The 20,876-nt window shown below is 41.7% G+C and carries 20 protein-coding genes; 9 read left to right on the top strand and 11 right to left on the bottom strand.

Features of this window, described 5'->3' with window-relative positions; all coding sequences use genetic code 11:
- Positions 1-59: 59 nt before the first annotated feature.
- Positions 60-1,193 carry an aminotransferase class I/II-fold pyridoxal phosphate-dependent enzyme gene (locus tag HY58_RS12915; RefSeq protein WP_039132626.1) on the bottom strand — a complete coding sequence of 378 codons (1,134 nt, stop codon included), beginning with the start codon at positions 1,191-1,193 and terminating at the stop codon, positions 60-62.
- 43 nt (positions 1,194-1,236) lie between these two features.
- Between HY58_RS12915 and HY58_RS12910 the strand changes: the two genes are divergently transcribed.
- Positions 1,237-1,845: a tRNA-(ms[2]io[6]A)-hydroxylase gene (locus tag HY58_RS12910; RefSeq protein WP_216593804.1), complete on the top strand. Its 609-nt coding sequence runs from the start codon at positions 1,237-1,239 to the stop codon at positions 1,843-1,845.
- Between the two features lie 18 nt (positions 1,846-1,863).
- Entirely contained in the window at positions 1,864-2,169 is a 306-nt protein-coding gene (locus HY58_RS12905; protein WP_039132621.1) for a hypothetical protein, read from the top strand.
- On the opposite strand, the gene HY58_RS12900 is transcribed toward HY58_RS12905, so the two are convergent.
- Genes HY58_RS12900 through HY58_RS12890 form a run of 3 tightly spaced genes read right to left on the bottom strand, consistent with a single transcriptional unit; the run spans position 2,164 to position 5,028 of the window.
- Positions 2,164-3,141 (bottom strand): GSCFA domain-containing protein, encoded by a 978-nt coding sequence (locus HY58_RS12900; protein WP_039132839.1) that lies wholly within the window; start codon positions 3,139-3,141, stop codon positions 2,164-2,166. The genes HY58_RS12905 and HY58_RS12900 overlap by 6 nt on opposite strands.
- A 10-nt stretch (positions 3,142-3,151) precedes the next feature.
- Positions 3,152-4,009: a hydroxymethylglutaryl-CoA lyase gene (locus tag HY58_RS12895; RefSeq protein ID WP_039132619.1), complete on the bottom strand. Its 858-nt coding sequence runs from the start codon at positions 4,007-4,009 to the stop codon at positions 3,152-3,154.
- 20 nt (positions 4,010-4,029) lie between these two features.
- On the bottom strand, positions 4,030-5,028 hold the full coding sequence (locus HY58_RS12890; protein ID WP_039132617.1) for a helix-turn-helix domain-containing protein: 999 nt from the start codon (positions 5,026-5,028) through the stop codon (positions 4,030-4,032).
- Between the two features lie 204 nt (positions 5,029-5,232).
- Here HY58_RS12890 and HY58_RS12885 point away from each other — a divergent pair, with 204 nt between their 5' ends.
- Both HY58_RS12885 and HY58_RS12880 read left to right on the top strand, forming a co-directional pair.
- Positions 5,233-5,772 (top strand): hypothetical protein, encoded by a 540-nt coding sequence (locus HY58_RS12885; RefSeq protein WP_039132615.1) that lies wholly within the window; start codon positions 5,233-5,235, stop codon positions 5,770-5,772.
- Between the two features lie 31 nt (positions 5,773-5,803).
- Entirely contained in the window at positions 5,804-8,476 is a 2,673-nt protein-coding gene (locus HY58_RS12880) for a TonB-dependent receptor domain-containing protein (protein ID WP_039132613.1), read from the top strand.
- Here HY58_RS12880 and rlmB read toward each other — a convergent pair.
- Genes rlmB through HY58_RS12860 form a run of 4 tightly spaced genes read right to left on the bottom strand, consistent with a single transcriptional unit; the run spans position 8,471 to position 12,859 of the window.
- Positions 8,471-9,238, bottom strand: coding sequence for a 23S rRNA (guanosine(2251)-2'-O)-methyltransferase RlmB (rlmB, locus tag HY58_RS12875; protein ID WP_039132612.1), 768 nt, complete (start codon positions 9,236-9,238; stop codon positions 8,471-8,473). The two genes, HY58_RS12880 and rlmB, sit on opposite strands and share 6 nt — an antisense overlap.
- Positions 9,239-9,288: 50 nt before the next feature.
- On the bottom strand, positions 9,289-10,542 hold the full coding sequence (metK, locus tag HY58_RS12870) for a methionine adenosyltransferase (protein WP_039132609.1): 1,254 nt from the start codon (positions 10,540-10,542) through the stop codon (positions 9,289-9,291).
- A 43-nt stretch (positions 10,543-10,585) separates the two neighbouring features.
- On the bottom strand, positions 10,586-12,001 hold the full coding sequence (locus HY58_RS12865) for a DUF4270 family protein (RefSeq protein WP_039132607.1): 1,416 nt from the start codon (positions 11,999-12,001) through the stop codon (positions 10,586-10,588).
- A 45-nt stretch (positions 12,002-12,046) separates the two neighbouring features.
- A complete protein-coding gene (locus tag HY58_RS12860) occupies positions 12,047-12,859 on the bottom strand; it encodes a glycogen/starch synthase (RefSeq protein ID WP_039132605.1) in 813 nt (270 codons plus the stop codon).
- A 120-nt stretch (positions 12,860-12,979) separates the two neighbouring features.
- On the opposite strand from HY58_RS12860, the gene panC reads away from it, so the two are divergent.
- From panC to rfaE2, 4 genes are read left to right on the top strand one after another with little or no spacing between them, the layout of a single operon-like run.
- Entirely contained in the window at positions 12,980-13,825 is an 846-nt protein-coding gene (gene panC, locus HY58_RS12855) for a pantoate--beta-alanine ligase (RefSeq protein ID WP_039132603.1), read from the top strand.
- Between the two features lie 55 nt (positions 13,826-13,880).
- The gene (gene panD, locus HY58_RS12850) at positions 13,881-14,225 is read left to right on the top strand and encodes an aspartate 1-decarboxylase (RefSeq protein WP_039132601.1); all 345 of its coding nucleotides are present in this window, start codon (positions 13,881-13,883) and stop codon (positions 14,223-14,225) included.
- A 48-nt stretch (positions 14,226-14,273) separates the two neighbouring features.
- Complete coding sequence (locus HY58_RS12845) at positions 14,274-15,332, top strand: lysylphosphatidylglycerol synthase transmembrane domain-containing protein (RefSeq protein WP_039132599.1); 1,059 nt, start codon at positions 14,274-14,276, stop codon at positions 15,330-15,332.
- A complete protein-coding gene (gene rfaE2, locus HY58_RS12840; RefSeq protein WP_039132597.1) occupies positions 15,329-15,823 on the top strand; it encodes a D-glycero-beta-D-manno-heptose 1-phosphate adenylyltransferase in 495 nt (164 codons plus the stop codon). Before HY58_RS12845 ends, rfaE2 begins: the two co-directional genes overlap by 4 nt.
- Positions 15,824-15,826: 3 nt before the next feature.
- On the opposite strand, the gene HY58_RS12835 is transcribed toward rfaE2, so the two are convergent.
- Both HY58_RS12835 and HY58_RS12830 read right to left on the bottom strand, forming a co-directional pair.
- Positions 15,827-16,981 (bottom strand): Gfo/Idh/MocA family protein, encoded by a 1,155-nt coding sequence (locus HY58_RS12835; protein WP_039132595.1) that lies wholly within the window; start codon positions 16,979-16,981, stop codon positions 15,827-15,829.
- A 75-nt stretch (positions 16,982-17,056) separates the two neighbouring features.
- A complete protein-coding gene (locus HY58_RS12830; protein WP_039132593.1) occupies positions 17,057-19,255 on the bottom strand; it encodes a PQQ-binding-like beta-propeller repeat protein in 2,199 nt (732 codons plus the stop codon).
- A 188-nt stretch (positions 19,256-19,443) separates the two neighbouring features.
- Between HY58_RS12830 and HY58_RS12825 the strand changes: the two genes are divergently transcribed.
- Entirely contained in the window at positions 19,444-20,103 is a 660-nt protein-coding gene (locus HY58_RS12825) for a helix-hairpin-helix domain-containing protein (protein ID WP_039132837.1), read from the top strand.
- A gap of 41 nt (positions 20,104-20,144) precedes the next feature.
- Here the strand turns inward: HY58_RS12825 and HY58_RS12820 are convergent, their stop codons facing one another.
- The gene (locus HY58_RS12820) at positions 20,145-20,831 is read right to left on the bottom strand and encodes a DUF4294 domain-containing protein (RefSeq protein ID WP_253271565.1); all 687 of its coding nucleotides are present in this window, start codon (positions 20,829-20,831) and stop codon (positions 20,145-20,147) included.
- Between the last annotated feature and the right edge of the window lie 45 nt (positions 20,832-20,876).

Here is a 20,876-nt window from a genome sequence, read left to right as displayed (position 1 = left end):
CAAAACTATATTGGGATTGCTTTTTGTGATACTCCTGGTTCTATTCATGATGAAATAAGTTATTGCAGGTGTCCGATAAGCATTTCGAGTTCCTGCGGAGTGTTATAAGCGTGCAATACAATCCTTAAACGCTCCTTCCCCTTCGGTACACTTGGATACATGACGGGCCTGACATCAAAGCCGGCATCCTGAATTTTCTCTGCCAACAATCGTACCGTATAATTACCAGGTACTATCACTCCCTGAATGGCAGTATTTGAATCCAGTTTTTCATGAACAAGTACAGCATCACGAAAGATGCTAATTAGTTTATGCAGGTGCATTCTTTCTTTCCCCATTTGCGGAAAGCGTTCATAAGCATATTGGATACCAATTAAACTAACGGGAGGCAATGCTGTAGTGTAAATAAACGATCGTGCAAAATTTAGCAGGTATTCCTTAAGAATCGTACTCCCAACTATTGCCGCACCATGTGCCCCGGCAGCTTTTCCATAAGTATATATTCTGGCCATACATTTAGCATGTACATCAAAACTCTGACAGCAGCCTTCTCCCCTCTCTCCAATTATACCAAGGGCATGGGCCTCATCAACAACCAGGTGAGCCCCATAACGATCACACACTTCCACCATTTCTACTAACGGAGCAATATCTCCATCCATGGAAAAAACAGATTCCGTTACTACAAAAATCTCTCCTTCTCCTGCATCATTTAAATGAGCTTGCCGGGCATTTTTAAGTTTGCTTATCAGTGACTCTATGGAATTGTGTTCAAAAGGCCAGGCAGTTGCATACCCCAGTCTGATACCATCACGAATGGATGCATGAGAAAGCTTGTCATAGAGTATATAATCACCTTTTTTTCCAAGAACTGAGAGAAGACCTGTATTAGCATCATAGCCTGAATTAAACAAGAGGGCGGCAGGGGCATCATGAAAGCTGGCAATCATAGATTCAATATTTTCTGCCATCACGCTGTTTCCTGATAACAACCTGGATCCAGTACTGCCATGCGATAATCCTTCCAGCAATAATTGCTGTGATTGATAATAACCATTATTTCGGGAAATACCTGCCAGGCCAAGATAATCATTGGAACAGAAATCCATCATCTCCTTCCGGAGGGAGAGTTTTCTCAAAGCACCCTCATTCTTCCTTTCTTCAAGTTTCTTTTCAAGAAATGCTTCTTTCATCCGGAATATTTAATTTACCGCCAAATTAAGGCTCATAATGGAAATGACTGAAAATAGCGATGTAAAAAATATCCTCGGACTTCAATTACCTACAGATCCCAGATGGGTTGACCTGGCTGCCATTTCATTAGAAGCCGTATTAACCGATCATGCCTATTGTGAACAAAAAGCTGCCACCACCTGCATTTCACTTATTCAGAAATACAGTGACAGAGAACTGATGGTAAGGGAACTAGCTCCTATTGTGTCAGAAGAATGGGGGCATTTCAGGCTTGTTCTGCAGGAGTTGAATAAAAGGGGATTGAAACTTGGAAAACAGAGAAAAGATGAATATGTAAACCAGCTGCTAATTTTTCAAAAAAAAGACGGACATCCGGAGGACCGGTTTCTGGACAGGCTATTAACTATGGCTCTAATTGAAGCCCGCAGTTGTGAACGATTTAAGAGGTTAAGCGAAGGGCTGGGTGATGAGTACCTTAGAAAATTTTATCGCCGTTTTATGGAAAGCGAAGCGGGCCATTACAGGCTATTCATAGAACTCGCAGAGCATTATATTGACAGGGAAAAAGTCCGACATCGATGGAATGAATGGCTCCGGCACGAAGTGGAAATAATGCATACCCTTGAGATCAGGGGTGACCGTATTCATTAAAATCATAAATAAATTTTCATGATTAGTTTGAATGATACCTATCAACTTTTTGAAGAAACAATTCTTCGTGCTAATATTCGCTACCTCTTAAAAGCCACACATATAATTGCATGTTTACGTGAAAAATCTCATTATGTTCATCAACCAGCTGACCTTACTAATTTAAATTACGTAAACCTGATTGATGAGTACAGGCAAACACTTGAGCATACAATTAAGTATCTATCAAATAAGTTGGGTGAAGATCCAATAAACGAAGAAGACCACCTCATCAAAGCGTTTCATCAACTAGTGTTACTTGAACAATTAGAAACAGACTTATGATGCCTTGAAAAACTCAATCTCATCCTGCAATAACAAGTACGGATGCTCTTGTTGCAGCTGATGTGCTTTTACTGCAAAATTGTGAAGAAATTGCCGGTGGGCTTGTGTTTGAGGTTGAAAGGGTTTGTGGCGCCTTGCATTTACGATTTGCTGTATCTGTTCCATGATATCTTGTGAAGGCCCTGAAATATAATGTTTTCGGAATGCATCAAGAACAAATTCAGTGGCCTGGTAATTGGGATGGGCAAGATCAATATCATAGAATCTATAATCACGCAACACGTCAATCACCAGCTCATAGGCCGGGAAATAATAGAGCCTGTTGAATTTATTGACAAGATGATGCACCGATTCCAGTAGCCTTGCCTTACTCCTGTTATTATCGATAACCCCGTCACGTAAATGACGCACAGGACTAATTGTAAAAATTATCTTCAGATCAGGATTAAAGTGAAATAAGCGGTAGAGCGTATTATCAAGAGCGGTTACTATTTCATCAATTGTGCACATATGCTTTCGAAACCACTGGGAAGGGGCCCGATGACAATTTGCCACCGGACTTTCTGAATCAACGAGCCTGTAAGAAAAGGCGGAACCAAGGGTAATAATCAGCCATCGGGCAGTTTTAAGATGTGCGTTTGCCCGATCCTGAGATTCATTGATAAGCCTCAGCACTTCAGCTTTATTTGTTCCTGAAAACTTTGAATGATGGCTCCAACTCTGCCAGAGCTCATTCAACAGTATAAGGTGATCATCATTATAATGGCTGCGTTCAATATAACTGTTAAGGCTGTTACATACACTGATCGGATCAAAGAGAATTCCGTGGGGATTCTGAACTATATTGAATTTAAGATCTTGCAGTTTATTGCCAATATGTTCAGTGAAGCATGAACCGATCAGGAAGATAGGGTCTCTATATTCTATTGGTGTTTCCGGGCCTTTGATAGTTATATCTGCAATAAATTTCATGGCACATGGGTTAATTGAAAATTTCATTAGCAATCTCGGATGCTTCCTCAAGGGCCTGCATATTTAGCCCTGTGTTAAGTTTTTCCTTTTCGAGATACCAAATGAGGTTAGTTGTATCAATATTTCCAACCAACGCATTTCCTGCCATTGGGCAGCCTCCAATACCTTTCAAGGCACCATCAAACCGGCGACAACCTGCTTTAAATGCTGCTTCAACTTTTTCAAGCCATTTAATTGGGGTCGCATGAAGATGTACACCAATTCTTACTCCAATCATTTCCCTAATAAGTTGGGAAGTCAGATCAAAAACCTGGGTGGCAGTGGCCACACCCACAGTATCAGCCAGAGATATTGTATCAATTCCCATATTGGCCAGCAATGATGCCTTTTCAAATACAATATCGGCTGACCATGGATCTCCATAGGGATTACCAAATCCCATGGAAAGATAAACCACCAGTCCTTTTTTGCGATGCAGGCAAAGGTCCTGGATCTCTTCCACTATCTTCAGAGATGAATCAATAGAGCTATTTGTATTTCGTTGCTGAAATGTTTCTGAAACTGAAAGTGGAAACCCAAGGTAACGGATTGAATCATACGACACTGCTTCCTCAGCACCTCTTTTATTAGCGATAATTGCGAGAAGTGAAGATTTTGTAACACTAAGATCCAGTGCAGCAAGAACCTCCTTTGTGTCCGCCATCTGGGGAATCGCTTTTGGGGATACAAAACTTCCGAAGTCTATAGTTTGAAATCCTACCTTTAAAAGCGCATTGATATAACGAACTTTTTGTTCTGTGGAAACCGGGGAATGCCAACCCTGGATAGCATCCCGGGGGCATTCAACCAACTGTAAGGAATCAAACATGTAAAGCGATCATTTAGTCGCTACGAAATTGCAGCTTTTCTTTCATTAATTCTTGTTCGTATAGCAGTAAAGAAACGGCGGCGGTCTTTTTCTCCCGAATCGCTTATCAGTGTTGATTTACGGATGATATTGTGAAAATGTTTCGAGATGCTTTCATTGAATTGTTGGTCGCGGGTATTCAGGTAATTGAATACAGAATGCGTGAGATAAGTAACCAGCGTATCATTGAGTTTTACCTGTATGGTATTGTCACCAAGTATAAATTCATTAACATAAATCCTGTATGGGATATGTCGGTAATGTACCTTACCATCAGGACTCGTTTTGTAACCTAATTCAGCCTGGTATTCAATATGGTCGATACATTTTTCAAGATCCTGATAAACATCATGAATATCACTGTTAGATTGAAAGAGGTTAGAATCCTTATAGTAATTAATCTGCATAAGACTGGCTGAAATATTTTCAATATTCCATATTTCGGTACAGGGAAGTTGGGCATATGCATCGGCCATCTTTTCACCCAGTTTCAATAATTCATCATCAATAAGATCAAAGCTGAACTTATGACTCAGAAGTTCTTCATCCTGCGCAATAGAACGCCGCCAGAAATAAAGCTTAAATGCTGCCAGCCGGGGGTAATAAAAAAAATGAAAAATTGGAACATCCTTATTGAGATGAAAGATTTCCTTTTTCTCAAACGTATTCATGTATTGCAGATTACTAACAACCCCATTGAGGTATTGATGAAAGTTAAAATCCGGCTGACCTACATTCCGACCGGAGAAGATTAAGGTGTCAGACTGAAGGTGAAAAAGCTGATCCAATGAAATCTTGTACTTAAAACAAAGTTTCTGGAGTTCTTCAAAACTTATCGGTTTCTCCCCACGCAGTCTTCTATAAGCACTATCAGTACTAATATCCAGCAAATCTGCAATCTCTTCCACCAACGATACATGCGTAGGCAATTGAGATTTAAGATGCTGAAAGAACGCTACCTGAACATTGCCGTTTTCCATAACCAGATTTTGGGAATTTCTGCCAAATCACAATTTCACATTAGTAAATTCTACCAACTTCTATTAAATATACCTCCTTTTATTGCAATAATCAATTTCCGACTGCAATGAAAAACCCGGGCATTTACCGAATTATGCAATTCTTGTTTTAACGCTATGATAATCCCATTTTATACCGCTACTCACTCCATTTAGTTTTGGTATATGAAAATGACAATAACAACCATACTGGCGATCTTCATAATGTTTACCGGATTCGCCCAAAAGCAAGACAGTTCCTCCAGAGCAAGGAAAATACGTATCTACAAGTCGACCGTAATTGAAACCAATGGCAAGCTCGTGGAGGGTTATCTTTCGCGGGTAACTACTGATTCCATCTACATTCAGCCCTTTTCCACCTCTTTAAGCGAAAATTATGTGCTTAGTCCGGAACAGGTCCAATCCATGAAGTTCAAAAGAAAAGGAAGAGTAGGCAAAGGGGCCCTTATTGGCCTTGGAGCAGGAGCCATTTTTGGGACGGTATTTGGGTTTGCATCTGGGGATGATAATCCTGATCAAGATTGGATTTTTGCCATGACAGCCGAAGAAAAAGCTGCGGGCGGGGCAATTGTGTATGGTGTTCTCGGCGCCGTAGCAGGAACACTAATTGGTACCCTTACAAAGAAGACCTTTCTTATTGAAGGCAAAAAAGAAAAATTCCATTCAAATTATAATCGGCTCGCGGAATTGGCCATGACAAAATGAGCCATTACCTATTACCATTAAACCTTAAATTATGAAAAAGAATCTACTAAAAGTGTTGCTGGCACTGTGTTTAACATTGCCTGCAGCCTTAAAGGGCTGGACCCAGTATGTTAGGGGCAAAGTGTTCAATCAATACGGCAATGAGGCTCTTTCCAATGTTACAGTACTGATAAAAGGGACAACCACAGGCACCTATACCAATAACAGGGGCGAATTCCGATTACCAGTTTCCGGCTTCCCGGTTTCCCTTATTCTAAGTTCGATCGGATATGACAGCATCTCACTTGAGGCTATTGATACTGTACCGCTGCGCATAGAAATGGTACCACAACACTCAATGGGGCATGAGGTAATTATTTCAGCTACCCGGCAGCCTACACGTATACTGGAATCACCGGTATCCATAGAACGTTATGGCAGTGCACAGATCGTTCAATCACCAGCTTTCTCCTATTATGATATCGCAGCATTTCAGAAGGGCGTTGATATCACGACCTCCAGTCTAACGTTTAAAACTATAAGCACCCGTGGATTTAACTACAGTGGCAGCCCCAGAGTAAACCAAATTGTTGATGGCATGGACAATCAGGCGCCGGCCCTTAATTTTTTTGTGGGAAGTTTTACCGGGCCAACTGACCTTGATGTTGACAATGTTGAGATCCTGCCCGGCGCTTCATCTGCACTCTTTGGTCCAGGAGGTATGAATGGGACCATCCTGATCACCAGCAAGGATCCATTTGCCCACCAGGGCATAAGTTTTCAGGCCCGTAGCGGAGTGATGCAAGTTGATAAAAAACAACGTGAAAAGATTTCCCTTATTTCAGATTATAGTTTCCGAATTGCCAAAGCATTTAATGATAGGTTTGCCTTTAAGATTGGAGGACAGTTCATTAAAGGAGAAGACTGGCTTGCTGTTGATCGCACAAACTATGAAGGTGTGGGTGCTACGGGACGGGTAAAATCAGGTGACCGTAATTCAGACCCAAACTACAATGGCGTTAATATTTATGGTGATGAGACCTCCGTTGATATTCGTCCTTTTCTTGCGGCACTCAACCCTGGGGGTGTTCTGCCACCAGAGGCTGTGATGGTTTCGCGTACAGGGTTTGAGGAGAAAAGCCTTATAGATCCACAAGCTAAAAACACACGCATGTCAGGTGCGCTCCATTATCGTATTACACCTGCATTAGAGGCCATCGTATTGGGAAACTGGTCAAAGGGCAACACCGTTTATACAAGTAATAACCGATATGCCTTAAAAGAGATCATGATCAGCCAATACAAATTTGAATTGAAGCACCGTAACTGGTTTATCCGAAGTTTCACCACCCAGGAGGATGCCGGGGAAGCATATACAGCAAATATTACTGGCCAGTATCTTAATGAAGCGCTTAAACCCAGCTATGATCCAGCCAATCCAATGCAAAGCTGGTATCCACAATATACAGGGGCATACCTGCAGGCAAGGGCAAATAATCTTGGGGATAGAGAGGCGCACCAGGCAGCAAGGGCTTTTGCCGACCGTGACCTTGCATCACCTGGAAGCGCACAATTCGTTCAGGCATTTGATGCTATTAGAAAAACACCAATACCAGCTGGAGGATTATTTAAAGAAAAATCACAGTTATGGATGACCGAATTGCAATATAACTTTACGCATCTGGTAAAATTCGTGGATGTGATTGTAGGAGGCAATTGGAAAAAATACATTCTTGACTCCGATGGCACCTTGTTTATTGATACTGCGGGCCCCATAACCATCCAGGAAATTGGTGCATATGCCCAGATATCTAAAGACATGCTGAACAAACGGCTTAATCTCTCTGCTTCCGGGAGATGGGATAAGAACGATGACTTCAAACCCAGGTTCACCCCGAGATTCACTGCTTTAATCAGGGTGGCAAAGAATAATAATATTCGTTTCTCATACCAGACTGCATATCGCTTCGCATCAACGCAAGGAAAATACATAAGACTTAATGTAGGTGGCTATACTCTTTTGGGTGGTCTGCCATGGATACAGGATTATATGGAAGTGTCTAAGCATCCTGTTCATGAGCTTGTAGGTGGAGTGCCGAAACCTAAACCATATGTTTTCACTGAATTGAAACCAGAAAGTAATCAATCTTTTGAAATTGGTTATAAAGCCTTATGGAATGATGTATTCATGTTCGATGCCTATGCATACTGGGGACAATACAAAGACTTTCTTGGCAGAACCACCCTTTATCAGCCATCAAAAGGTTTAACTTATTCCATTGTTACCAATGGTCAGGATAAAGTAAAAGTTTATGGATTTGGACTTGGAATGCAGTACAAACTCAATGAAGCAAATAGTTTGTCTTTGAATGCTTACTCAGACGAAATTGGGGATGTTGCAGAAGGTTTTATTCCCTATTTCAATACGCCAAATTACCGGCTCAATGCAGGCTATATTAATACGGGAGTTGGCAAAGCCAAAAAAATCGGATTTGGTTTAACCCTTCACTGGCAGGACGCTTTCTTCTGGGAGGGTGAAATGGCTAGTGGACCTGTAAATGCTTTCAGTACTATTGATGCGCAGATCTCCTATAAGTTCCCGGCACTTAAGTCATTGATCAAACTGGGAGGCACTAATATTACCAATCATTACTACCGGAGTGGTTTTGGTAATCCAGCAATTGGTGCGGTCTATTATATCAGCCTTGGATTTGGAATATTATAAGGATCGTTGTTTCATGATCTCATAAAGGATCATTCCTGTAGCAACAGAAACATTCAGCGATTCAAAATTACCTGTCATAGGTATACGAAAACTAATATCAGAGGTTTTCATGAGTGCGGGATAGATTCCTTTTTCTTCACCACCCATGATGATGGCCGCAGGCTCCCTGAAATCACAATTGTATATGCTGGTTTCTGCTGTCATTTCGCTGGCAAAAACTTTTATTCCATTCAGGTGCAGTGTATCAACTGCCTTCATCAGGCTGTTCACACGGCAGACGGCGATCTGTTCAAGAGCACCGGCAGAAGTCAGGATGGCGTCTTCATTAAGGGCGCCAATTCCTTTGTCGGGGATGATGATTGCATGAACGCCGCAACAGTAAGCTGTGCGAGCTATAGCACCAATATTCCGCACATCGGTAATTCCATCAAGCATCAACAACAAGGGTATATCTCCGCTTTCAATGATGAAAGAAAGGGTATCCTGAAGGTCCTGGTATTGTACTTTGGCAATTACTCCTACGCAACCACCATGGTTACTTATATTAAATCCATTTAGTTTTTCAACCGGAACTTTATTGACCGGAACCTGATTTTCAGCAGCAAGTGCCCTCACTTCTTCGATCTCAGGACCATGAATAGTTTGTGAGAGGTAAATACGCTCCAGTTGCTTTCCTTCCTTCATGGCAGCAATCACCTTATCACGTCCAATGATAAGGGTATTTTTTTTAGGTCTGTGTTGCTGTTGTCGGAAGGTTCTCATTGTGCAAAAATATAAGAATTGTAAAAGCTGCCCCGAGGGCAGCTTTTTACTTATTTCAATCCAAAGGCCTTTTTAACCTTAGGAACATAATCCAGTTTCTCCCATGTAAATAGTTCTACCTTTTTTGTAATTTCCTTTCCATCAGGAGAGCGGAAGGTCTTAGTTACTAGTTCAGGCTTTCTTCCCATATGTCCGTAGGCAGCAGTTTCACTGTAAATAGGTGTGCGAAGTTTGAGGCGTTGCTCAATGAAATAAGGCCGCATATCAAACAGACCTTCAACTTTGCGTGCTATTTCCCCATCAGTCATATCTACTTTTGCAGTGCCATAAGTATTCACATAAATACCCATTGGTTGTGCCACTCCAATTGCATAAGAGACTTGAACCAGTACTTCATCACAAACACCAGCTGCAACCAGATTTTTCGCAATATGTCGTGTTGCGTAAGCTGCAGAGCGATCTACCTTGGAGGGATCTTTTCCACTAAATGCACCACCCCCATGAGCACCTTTGCCCCCATATGTATCTACAATTATTTTACGACCGGTCAGTCCCGTATCTCCATGTGGACCTCCAATAACAAATTTGCCGGTAGGGTTAATATGATACTTGATCTTATCATTGAACAACTTCGCGTACTTTTTATATTTGGTCTTGATCCTTGGAATCAGGATTTCAATAATATCCTTTTTGATCTTTGCCAGCATCTTCGCCTCTGAATCAAAATCATCGTGCTGAGTAGAAATGACAATAGCATCTATTCTTACAGGGTTGTTATTATCGTCATACTCAAGTGTAACCTGGCTTTTCGCATCAGGACGGAGATATTTAATATGCTTATTTTCCTTTCTCAGGGCAGCAAGTTCCTGCAATAGTTTGTGTGCAAGGTCAAGTGCGAGGGGCATATAATCTTCGGTCTCATTGGTGGCATACCCGAACATCATACCCTGGTCGCCGGCACCCTGCTCTTCCTTCTTTTTTCTGTCAACGCCCTGGTTGATATCTGAGCTCTGTTCATGAATGGCAGAGAATACACCGCATGAATTTGCCTCGAACATATATTCACTTTTCGTGTATCCGATCTTGCGGATTACACCGCGGGCAATTTCCTGCACATCGAGGTAAGCTTTTGATTTAACCTCACCAGCCAATACTACTTGTCCGGTAGTTACCAAAGTTTCACAGGCAACTTTTGATTGGGGGTCAAATGCTAGGAAGTTATCTATAAGTGCATCGGAAATTTGGTCAGCCACTTTATCGGGATGTCCTTCAGAAACACTTTCTGATGTAAACAAGTAAGGCATTAATGATAGATTTAAAAATTCGGGGCAAATATAAGCCAGCAGCTTATAATTTGGAGTAAACAATATAGAGTCGCATTTTCTTCGCTTGATGAGCACCGCCGCTAACCACTACTCTTCCCGCGGCAATAGGGCCATTCAAGGCAATAAAACGGGTGATATCAGCGGTACCGGCAAGTGTTGGCCGGGTTATATAGGGTGCATACATCCTGAGGGCATAAGATTTTTCCTTTCTGGTAACTATACCCTGAACATATCGGCTGAGATCAAACTCATATCGATTGTTGGTAAGGAATCCTCCAAAAAGGGCCGGATTATATCCAAAGGCTGAATTATCCTGGGGCTCAAATGAGTTAGGTACAGTTAGGAATTTATTATTAGCACTATCAACTGCATCCAGGAAAAGGAGATTGGGTACTTTAAAGAAATTATCTTCAGGACTCTCAAGTTTTTCAGTAATGAGGGTTGCCTTAAATATCAGCCTGTTTGAGAGGGCATTCAGTCCGGGTATCTTGACGAGGGCATAGGATCCGGGTGAAGTCTGCAGGAATAACTTTTCCTGGTTACCGGTACCATTGACCAATGCATTTCCATATTCTGTTCCGGTAGGATCACGCTGAACCAGATTAGCATTTCCTGATCCTCTAAGGATGAAATCAGTAACAGCAGTATCAGCTAGCGCATTCTTTGTTGTACGGTAATAGAAGCTGAGCCTTGTATTGCCATCCGCCAGATTGAAATAAGCCAGGGCTCTTTTGATGGAAGATCCTTCATCTGCCTTTACCGCAAATCCTTTGAATTTTGTATTGAAAGCCGAATCGGTTTTGTAAGTAGTGGTATCATAACTCATAAGCCGCATCCCGAAGTCATTGGGAAGCTTTATCCTTAATTCACTGCTTGTAGTTATAGTGTCTTTTATTCTTATATACGTTAAACTATCGTTTAGTGTATTGAATAAAAGATTCTCCTTAGAGGCCAATAGGTCAGCCGTTAGAAAGGGGGCTGAATTAATGATATAGCCCTGCAATGAGTCCTTGAATGCTGCAGACTGATCTATTTCAAAAACACGGATCGATTGTATCGAATTGCTGTCACCATACAATGATTTGTACTTTAATGAAAGCACGACCGAGTCGAGACCAATAAGACTATCACGCGATTTACCGAATGGATAACTACCAAATAACTGCGGTTGCAATTTGAAATACATCTCACCGGTAGTTTTACCAAAGGCAGGGTCGTTTAGAATTCCTAGTGCATGATCCGATGTTCTGGTTACTCGGGTGCTGTCGGGTAGTTGATAAAGTTCAGTAATGACTTCGAGCGTGGTATCAAATACGTTTACATTGTCCACTGCGGGAATAAGATCTCCACCCAGATCAGTAGTTCTGATTTTGGTGCATGAAGAAATATAAAAAACGATAGCAATTAATAAGGAAAGGCTGTACAGGAGTTTCTTCACAAAAAACCGGTTAATTAGTCTAAAATTTTGGATGGCCAAAAAACACTACTTGGCAAGGTCGGTATACAGTTGTAAATAGTCTGTTAAATCAGACTCAGCATTGTATGCGAGAATCTTCTTGCCTTTCACTTTTGAAAATTCATCCGCAAGTTTCTTGTCAACTTTTTCTGCACCGAAACTGATTGCATCAGCATAGGTAGCACCACCACGAAACAAAGCAGCATTAGTACCTTCTTTGAATGGTTCAAGGTCTTTCTCCTTAACATTGGCATGGATAGCCGCAGCCTTGAGAAATTCAGGACCCAGCTTTTCCTTAAAGGTATTCTGGCCTATTGTGAAAACGGTTTTACTGTGACCAAAAACCGGCTCCTTTTTGTAAGCGGTTTTCAGGAAAAGTGGAATAAGGCTGCTCATCCACCCACTGCAATGAATGATATCCGGAGGCCATCCGAATTTCTTAACGGTCTCAAGCGCACCCTTACAGAAAAAAATTGTCCGCAAACTATTATCATCATACCAGGCCTCCTTTTCATCATGGAAAACAAATTTTCGTTTGAAAAGGTCTTCATTATCCAGGAAATAAACCTGGAGACGGGCGTTTGGAAGTGATGCCACCTTTATCTGCAGAGGGAAGTCATCATTATCTACGGATACATTGATACCAGATAATCGCACCACTTCATGCAAACGGTGACGGCGTTCATTTATGGTACCGAACCGGGGCATAATGCAACGCACTTCAAAACCATTGTCATTGGATTTGATGGCCAGCCTGTTCACGATCTCAGAAAACTCTGTCAGCTCCAGGTAAGGCGACATTTCGTTGGCAATGAATAAAATTCTTTTCTTTGTTGACATTTGATCGGTTACGATTGGTGAAAACAGCACTGATTTTTCAGTCAAATAGTTTGCAAAGGTATATTTTTTTAGCTGAAAAACCGGAATTAGGGCAACCCCAGATGTTAAAAACCTTCATTTATGATCCTGATCAAAAGGGCGACCGCCATATTTAAGGAACTGAGAGCATTAGCACTGCAGAAACGGACAATCGGTTTTGTTCCCACGATGGGAGCCCTTCATGACGGCCATCTTTCCTTGATGGCCGCTGCAAAACATTATAATGATATTACAGTTTGCAGCATATTTGTTAACCCTACCCAGTTCAATGATCCAAAAGACTTTGAAAAATACCCCATAACCTTAGAAAAAGACATTGAGATCCTGGAAAAAGCCGGGATGGACTATCTTTTTCTCCCCGAAGTGACAGATATATACTCCGATGGCATTGATCAGCTACCAAACTACGACCTTGGATACCTGGAGACCATTTTTGAAGGCAAATACCGTCCTGGTCATTTCCAGGGCGTGTGCCAGGTGATGAATCGCCTGCTTGAAATTATACCTGCAGATGATCTTTTTATGGGTCAGAAAGATTTTCAGCAATGCATGGTAGTCAAGAAACTTCTTCAGATAATAGCTAGTAAAACCAGGCTTCATACATGTGAAACATTGCGTGAGGCCGATGGACTTGCCATGAGTAGCCGTAATATGCGGTTGAATGAACTGGAAAGAAAGAAGGCTGTGCATATAGCCGAAGTGTTGGGAAGAATAAAGAAGACAGTAAATGCAGGCCCTCTCCTTCCTATTTCAATGGCCGCAACTGATTCACTTAACAATAATGGTTTCAAAGTTGATTATGTGGCGATCGCCGCGGCCGACAATCTGGAAGTATTGGAAGAGTGGGATGGCAAAAGACCACTTGTTGCGCTTGTTGCAGCATTTCTCAACAACGTGAGGCTGATCGATAATATGTTAATCCCTTAAATTCATTCCGGGAAAATATTAACTTGCGGAGCGTAAATAAATCAACTCCTCTTAAATGGATATTGAAGTTTTAAAATCGAAAGTTCATCGCTGTACCATAACAGAAGCGAACCTGCATTATGTGGGAAGCCTTACTCTTGATGAAGACATTATGGAAGCAGCAAATATGATTGAACATGAAAAGATACAGGTTGTGAATGTAAATACAGGTTCGAGGATTGAGACCTATCTAATAAAGGGCAAAAGGGGTTCAGGGGTTTGTTGCCTGAATGGACCGGCTGCAAGGCAGGGTTCAGTTGGCGATATTGTTATCATTATTTCGTATGCCCGCATGGATTTTGAGAAAGCCAAAGCCTTCCAACCTTGGATAGTATTTCCAAAAGAGGGGAACTTATTATAATGGCGGGGTAATACCTTGCTGTTATCTTTATAGGACCAAATCTTTCATATGAATAAAAAGATCAGCAGCCTTCTTCAATATGCAATATTCCTTGGGCTGGGGATCTTTCTGGTTTGGTGGAGCATTGGTAAGATAAGTCCGGCCGATTGGAATGAAATTAAGACAGCCCTTGCGGAGACTAATTACTGGCTACTAGTTCCAGTTTCACTCGCCTTATTGCTAAGTCATTACAGCAGGGCCATCCGCTGGAAGATATTGATGGAACCCATGGGGTATAAACCCTCAAACCTTAATACCTATTTTGCAGTACTTGTGGGATACCTAGCAAACCTGGCCGTTCCTCGGCTTGGTGAAGTACTTAAATGTACAATACTTGCACGCTATGAAAAGGTACCTGCTGATAAACTCATTGGAACCATTGTTGCAGAAAGGGCCTTCGATCTTATCTGCCTTGTAATAGTTTTTTTTATCACTATTTTTTCGCAGATAGATGTGATTGGAAATTTTGCCGGCGATATGGTTAATGACCTTCTCACCGGAGGTACTGGCGAAATAAACTATACCCGCATCCTGATGATTCTATCCATATTACTAATTATTGGAACCGGTTTTTGGTATGCTCTCTGGAAATATTCTCATATCGGGTTTATTAAAAAAATCAGGGTTGTTGTCAAAGGGATATGGGAAGGCGTTACCAGTGTGCGATATGTTAAAAATAAAGCTGGATTTTTCTTCCATACTTTTCTTATTTGGTTTCTGTACCTGGCAAGTATCCGCATCGGCTTTTATGCGATGGACCCAACCAGTGTATATGGTTGGCTCCCCTCCTTCTCAGTATTGTCTCTGGGTAGTGTAGGCATGATCGTTACACAGGGAGGTATTGGCGCTTATCCTATTCTGGTGCAGGAAACCATGGTACTTTATGGATTAGGGGAAAATATTGGTAAAGCATTTGGCTGGTTGCTTTGGCTTGCTCAAACTTTCCTCATACTCTTATCCGGAGGCCTTTCCTTATTATTATTACCAGCCATAAATGCTGGCAAGCGTAAACTAAGGGCCGGACAAGATATGTTACCGATTTCGCCATCCGACAATCAAAATATATGATGAATGCTGCCGTTATACCAACCAAGATTTTCAGGCTTCCGGATTTATTGAAGGCTGTGAACATTTGGAAATTCCTTGGTAAAAGGATCGTTTTCACAAATGGGGTGTTTGATATTTTGCATCGGGGTCATATTTATTCTCTCTCCCAGGCTGCACAGGAAGGCGATATTCTGATAGTTGGAGTAAATTCTGATGCTTCTGTTAAAAGGCTCAATAAGGGTCCAGAACGACCAATCAATGATCAGGATTCCCGTGCTGTTCTTGTTGCATCACTGATAATGGTGGATGCAGTAATTATTTTTGAAGAAGATACTCCCTTTGATCTCATAACAACAATACTACCCCATACCCTTGTAAAAGGAGGTGACTACCGCGTTGAAGAAGTTGTTGGCCACAAGGAAGTAATGGAGAATGGTGGACGGGTTGTGATCAACCCCATCGTGGAAGGTTTTTCCACGACGGGTATTGTCACAAAGATGCGATCATCCTGATATTTAGATGGTATAACTTACCCATTTCTCATTGCTGTCATTGCTTCTGACAACATTTTCGATAAATGCCATACCACGTATACCTTCTGCAACGGATGGAAATTCCACTATATCTTTTGCAGTTGTATTATTGAGCCTGGCCGAGAGTGCAAGCGTAAAGTTCTTATACAAATTGGCAAATGCTTCCAGGTAACCTTCGGGGTGCCCACCTGGAGTTCGGCAATTATGTTTTGCAAGGTCACTCAGGTAGGCAGAACCTGCCCTTAATGTTTCCATGGGTTTATCATACCATTTTAGCAAAAGACTATTAGGTTCATGTTGGTGCCATTCCAATCCACCATTTTCACCATAAATTCTTATTACCAGATTATTTTCTTCCCCTGCAGCTACCTGGGTTGCCATGAGCACACCACTTGCGCCATTACTGAATCGAAGTAATACAGCGCCATCATCATCCAAGGCGCGACCATCAACCACCACATTCAGGTTCGCACAAAGTTCACTTACCTGCAATCCGGTAATATATTCAGTAAGATTAAAAGCGTGGGTGCCAATATCACCCATCACACCACTTTTGCCCGATTTCTTGGCATCCGTTCTCCAGGCAGCACCGGCATTGCCTTCGCGCTCAGATAACCGGCTCAACCATCCCTGGCGATATTCTACATAAACTTTTCTAATTTTCCCCAGTTTACCTTCAGCAATTATTGACTTGGCTTCTTTCACCATAGGATAACCAGTATAGGTATGCGTAAGACAAAGAATCAATCCCGTTTCCTTTACTTTTTTGTCAAGTTCCAACGCCTCTTCAAGTGATAGGGTTATCGGCTTTTCAATGACAACATTGAAACCTTTATCCAGCGCCTTCATAGCCGGTGCAAAATGCGCAAAGTTTGGGGTAACTATTGTTACAAAATCCATTCGCTTATCGGCGGGAAGCGCAGCTTCTTTCTCTAGCATTTCTTCATAAGTAGAATATATTCTATCCTCTGCAAGGAACAGGGAACGACCACTGGATATAGCAATTTCTTTGTTGATGCTGAGTGCACCGCAAACCAACTCGATCTTTCCATCAAGATTGGCAGCATGACGGTGAATAGCACCTATGAAGGCGTCGCTTCCACCTCCGATCATGCCCATGCGTAGTTTTCGGTTCATAACGTTGTTGTTTAATTGGGCATTGAATATACTTAAAAACCAGAATTTCCATTTTCTTTGGTTGAACCAGTATAATCATTTACTTGTGGGGAGGGAAAATGCCAGATACTTATCACCTGATGGACTTCCAATTTTTCCTCCACCACAGGCTATCACAACATACTGAACTCCATCTACCATATATGTGGCAGGTGTTGCATAACCTGGTACAGGTAATGCCACCTCCCACAATAATTTACCTGAATATTTGTCGAAAGCTCTGAATTGGGAATCGCGTGATGCAGCAATAAAAACAAGTCCTCCTTTTGTGACCAGTGGTCCTCCATAGCCTTCAGTTCCTGTAACTGGTATTCCTTTCCTGGAGAGTTCCGGATATTCACCCACCGGCACTTTCCAGATTAATTTCCCCGTATTCAGGTCAACAGCATTTAGGGTTCCCCATGGTGGTTTTATGCCAGGATAACCGTTCCTATCAAGGAACCGATTGTACCCTGTCATCGTGTATGGCACTTCATCCAATATAGATTGGGATACGGGTTCTTTTGAAACCTGATTTGTTTCGCCTTTAAGCGAGCCATTTTCAGCATTTGGATTAAAATACTTCAGAACCGCATTTTTTTCCTGTTCTGTGAGATGTTTGAAGGAGGGCATCATATTTTTACCATTATCAATGGTTTTTCTCAGATCATCTTTCTTTAACCGCTTTGCAATATCTACCAGGGAAGGATAGGAAGGTCCATTCCCTTTAAGGTCTGGGCCATGGCAGGAAATACAATATTTATTGTAAACTGCTTTACCAGCATCAATTTTCATATGCGCATTACCGGTAGGAGGAACATCAATCATCGTTAATGACCAGGGCAGTTCGCTGCTATGAACATAAATAGTAGCGGATTCAGGATCCACAGCAGCGCCACCCCATTCTCCACCCCCATCAAATCCGGGGAAAATCCAGGACCCTTCTTTAGAAGGAGGAGTGAACATGGTACTATATTTTATCTTTCTATAGGCTGACAACAATTCCGGATATGTTTGAGGGTCAAGGTCCGATATATCTTCTTCAGCAAATTTTTGTCGGGCAAATGGTTCAGGCAATAAAGGGACAGGTTGTGTTGGCCATACTTCTTCGCCCGGTAGAGCAAATGTTGGGACAGGTTTTTCTTGTATTTGAAATAGTGGCTTACCATTTTCACGGTCAAACAGGAATATATACCCGTGCTTGGTAATCTGGGCTACAGCATCAATTTTTTTACCTCCGTGGGTAACAGTCAACAGGTTAGGATTGGCCGGCAGGTCCCGATCCCAAAGGTCATGATGCACTGTCTGAAAATGCCAGAGATATTTGCCCGTGGCGGCATCAAGAGCAACCAATGAATTTGCAAAGAGGTTGCTGCCTTTTCGGAATCCACCATAAAAGTCCCCGGCTATTGAACCTGTAGGGATATATACAATCCCACGTATTTCATCAAGTGACATTCCTGCCCAGCTATTTGCGCCGCCCAGCTTTTTCCAGGCATCTTTATCGGGCCAGCTTTCATATCCGGTTTCACCCGGATGCGGAATAGTATGAAATATCCATTTACGTTTGCCCGTTCGGATATCATAACCACGAATATGACCTGGTGCACCGTCGGCAGATTCTGATACACGGGAACCGATAATTAATATATCCCTGAAAACAACCCCCGGTGTTGTGTTTACTATAAAAGGGTTATAACTCCCAATTTCCCTGTCTAAATCTTTAGTGAGATCTATAAAACCATTTTCCCCAAAACTTCTAATAGGTTTTCCATCAGCAATATTGATAGCATAAGTTCGAGCCCCTGCACTATAAAGGATGCGTCTTTCAGATACATTATTCCCCTCCCAATAAACCAGGCCTCTGCTAACCTTGTAAAATGCGTAGGGATCATGGTTGGAGTTACTGTCTTCATTGGCTGGATCAAATATCCATTTCTCCTGTCCTGTTGAAGCATTTATAGCAAAAAGCTTCAGTTTAGGAGAGATGCCATAAAGAATATTATCAATTACAATAGGATTGCACTGGTTTTGGGAACGATTTGCAGAATCGTGATCGTTTGTACCATAAGTCCATGCTAATTGAAGTGCCTTTACATTGGCTACATTTATCTGATCATTAGAAGAATATCGCATACCATCAGGGGTACCTGCATAGGCCGTCCAACCGGTATAATCAGCTGCATTATTTACAATCTCACTGCATGATTGAAGTAAGATCAGACTTAAAATAAGTGATGAGGGAATAGTTCGCATGAAAAGAATTAATGGATGTAATACTTTTCTAAAATATTAAGAATCCGATTAATATAGGTTCTAAAAAATACTGCTAATTTACTTTATTGTTTTCCACAATATGTGGAAAAACATAATACTGGCTTAGGGTTACTATATTTGCGGCGCTGTATTAAGTGCAGGCAAGCAATTAGTTAAAATACATGTTTATGGAAAAGAAAGTGACATTTATTCTGCCTTCTGAGGCACTCGGAGAAGCAACTGAAGCTCTCCTTTTAGGTGATTTCAATAACTGGGATGTGAATGAAGGTATTGGATTAAAAGTACAAAAAGATGGCACCCTTAAAGCCACAGTGGCATTGGAAGCCGGTAAAACATATGAGTATAGATTTCTTCTCAATGATGGTCGTTGGGTGAATGACTGGTTTGCAGAAAACTATGTTCATAAAGCAGGATTGGCGGTAGATAATTGTGTGATTACTGTTCCTGAAGTTGTTGAAGCTGAACAGCAGGTGGCCATTAATGAGTCAGTACAAAAGCCAGTAAAGAAAGCGCCCGCAAAGAAAGCTGCGACGGAAAAGAAGGTTGCTACTGCTAAAAAGAAAGTAGAGAAGCCCGCTGTTGATGATCTCACTAAAATCGAAGGAATTGGTAAGAAAATCGCGGAACTGCTTATTGCAGACGCAATTGTGACCTTTACAGATCTTTCAAAGGCAACTCCCAAAAAATTAAGAGGTATATTAGATGCAGCGGGTAATAAATTCAAAGTGCATAATCCAAGCAGCTGGCCAAAACAAGCAAAACTTGCAGCAGCTGCCAAATGGAGCGAACTTGAAGCATTGCAGGATGAATTAAAGGCTGGAAAATAATTATAAAAATTATCAGGTGATTCGCTGCTAATGCCGGCGGATCACCTGTATAATTGCTCTACTTCGCGAACGATCAATTCGATCTCTTTGTCCTCCGTCACCGCATTATAGGGTTGTTTGAGGCTGCTGCCGAAAAAGAAGGCTACTGTCTGCCAGAATCGAGCAGAAAATCCTCCCCTGTATTCTTTAATCAACTCATAACAGTTATTACCAGTTTGCCTGTTGATTAACTTCATCAGCACTCTCCCCTGGTATACTGATAATTTGGTAAGAGGTTCCGTAAATTCTTTTTTTAATTCTTTTTCCCTGCTCTCCAGGTATTTTTTTCTTTGTCCGCCAGACATATTTGCCGTCTGACCATTAATATCATTAATAATGATTCCGGCTCTTTTGGCGTAGGGGTAAGTAACATACACAGCATTTCTGAGACGGGTCCACTTCGAATATCTTTTCCTCATGGCCGGTGGCATGGGAGCATCCACAAATACATATTCCATTAAGCCGGAGGGAAGCGTATCACCAGCTAAAACATAAATTGGTACTATGATTGTATCATTAGGGCCCCAACGTGGATTGAAAGGTAGTGGTCCTGGTTTCGGTTTCAATGCTGGTAGTGGAGCAGGATGAGAAGGTGATGGTTGGGGAGATTGCCCAAGCGCACCGATAACTATCAGCAACATCACCATCAAAGCAAGCAACCGCCCTTTTAAAAATAGATTCCTACGCATGAATTGAACAACTACTATCTTAATGCCTCATAAGACAATCTGGTC

It is taken from the genome of Flavihumibacter sp. ZG627, assembly GCF_000814325.1.
Classification (GTDB): Bacteria; Bacteroidota; Bacteroidia; order Chitinophagales; family Chitinophagaceae; genus Flavihumibacter.
Note: the sequence above shows the minus strand (reverse complement) of the source record. Positions and strands in the feature narration are given on the sequence as shown.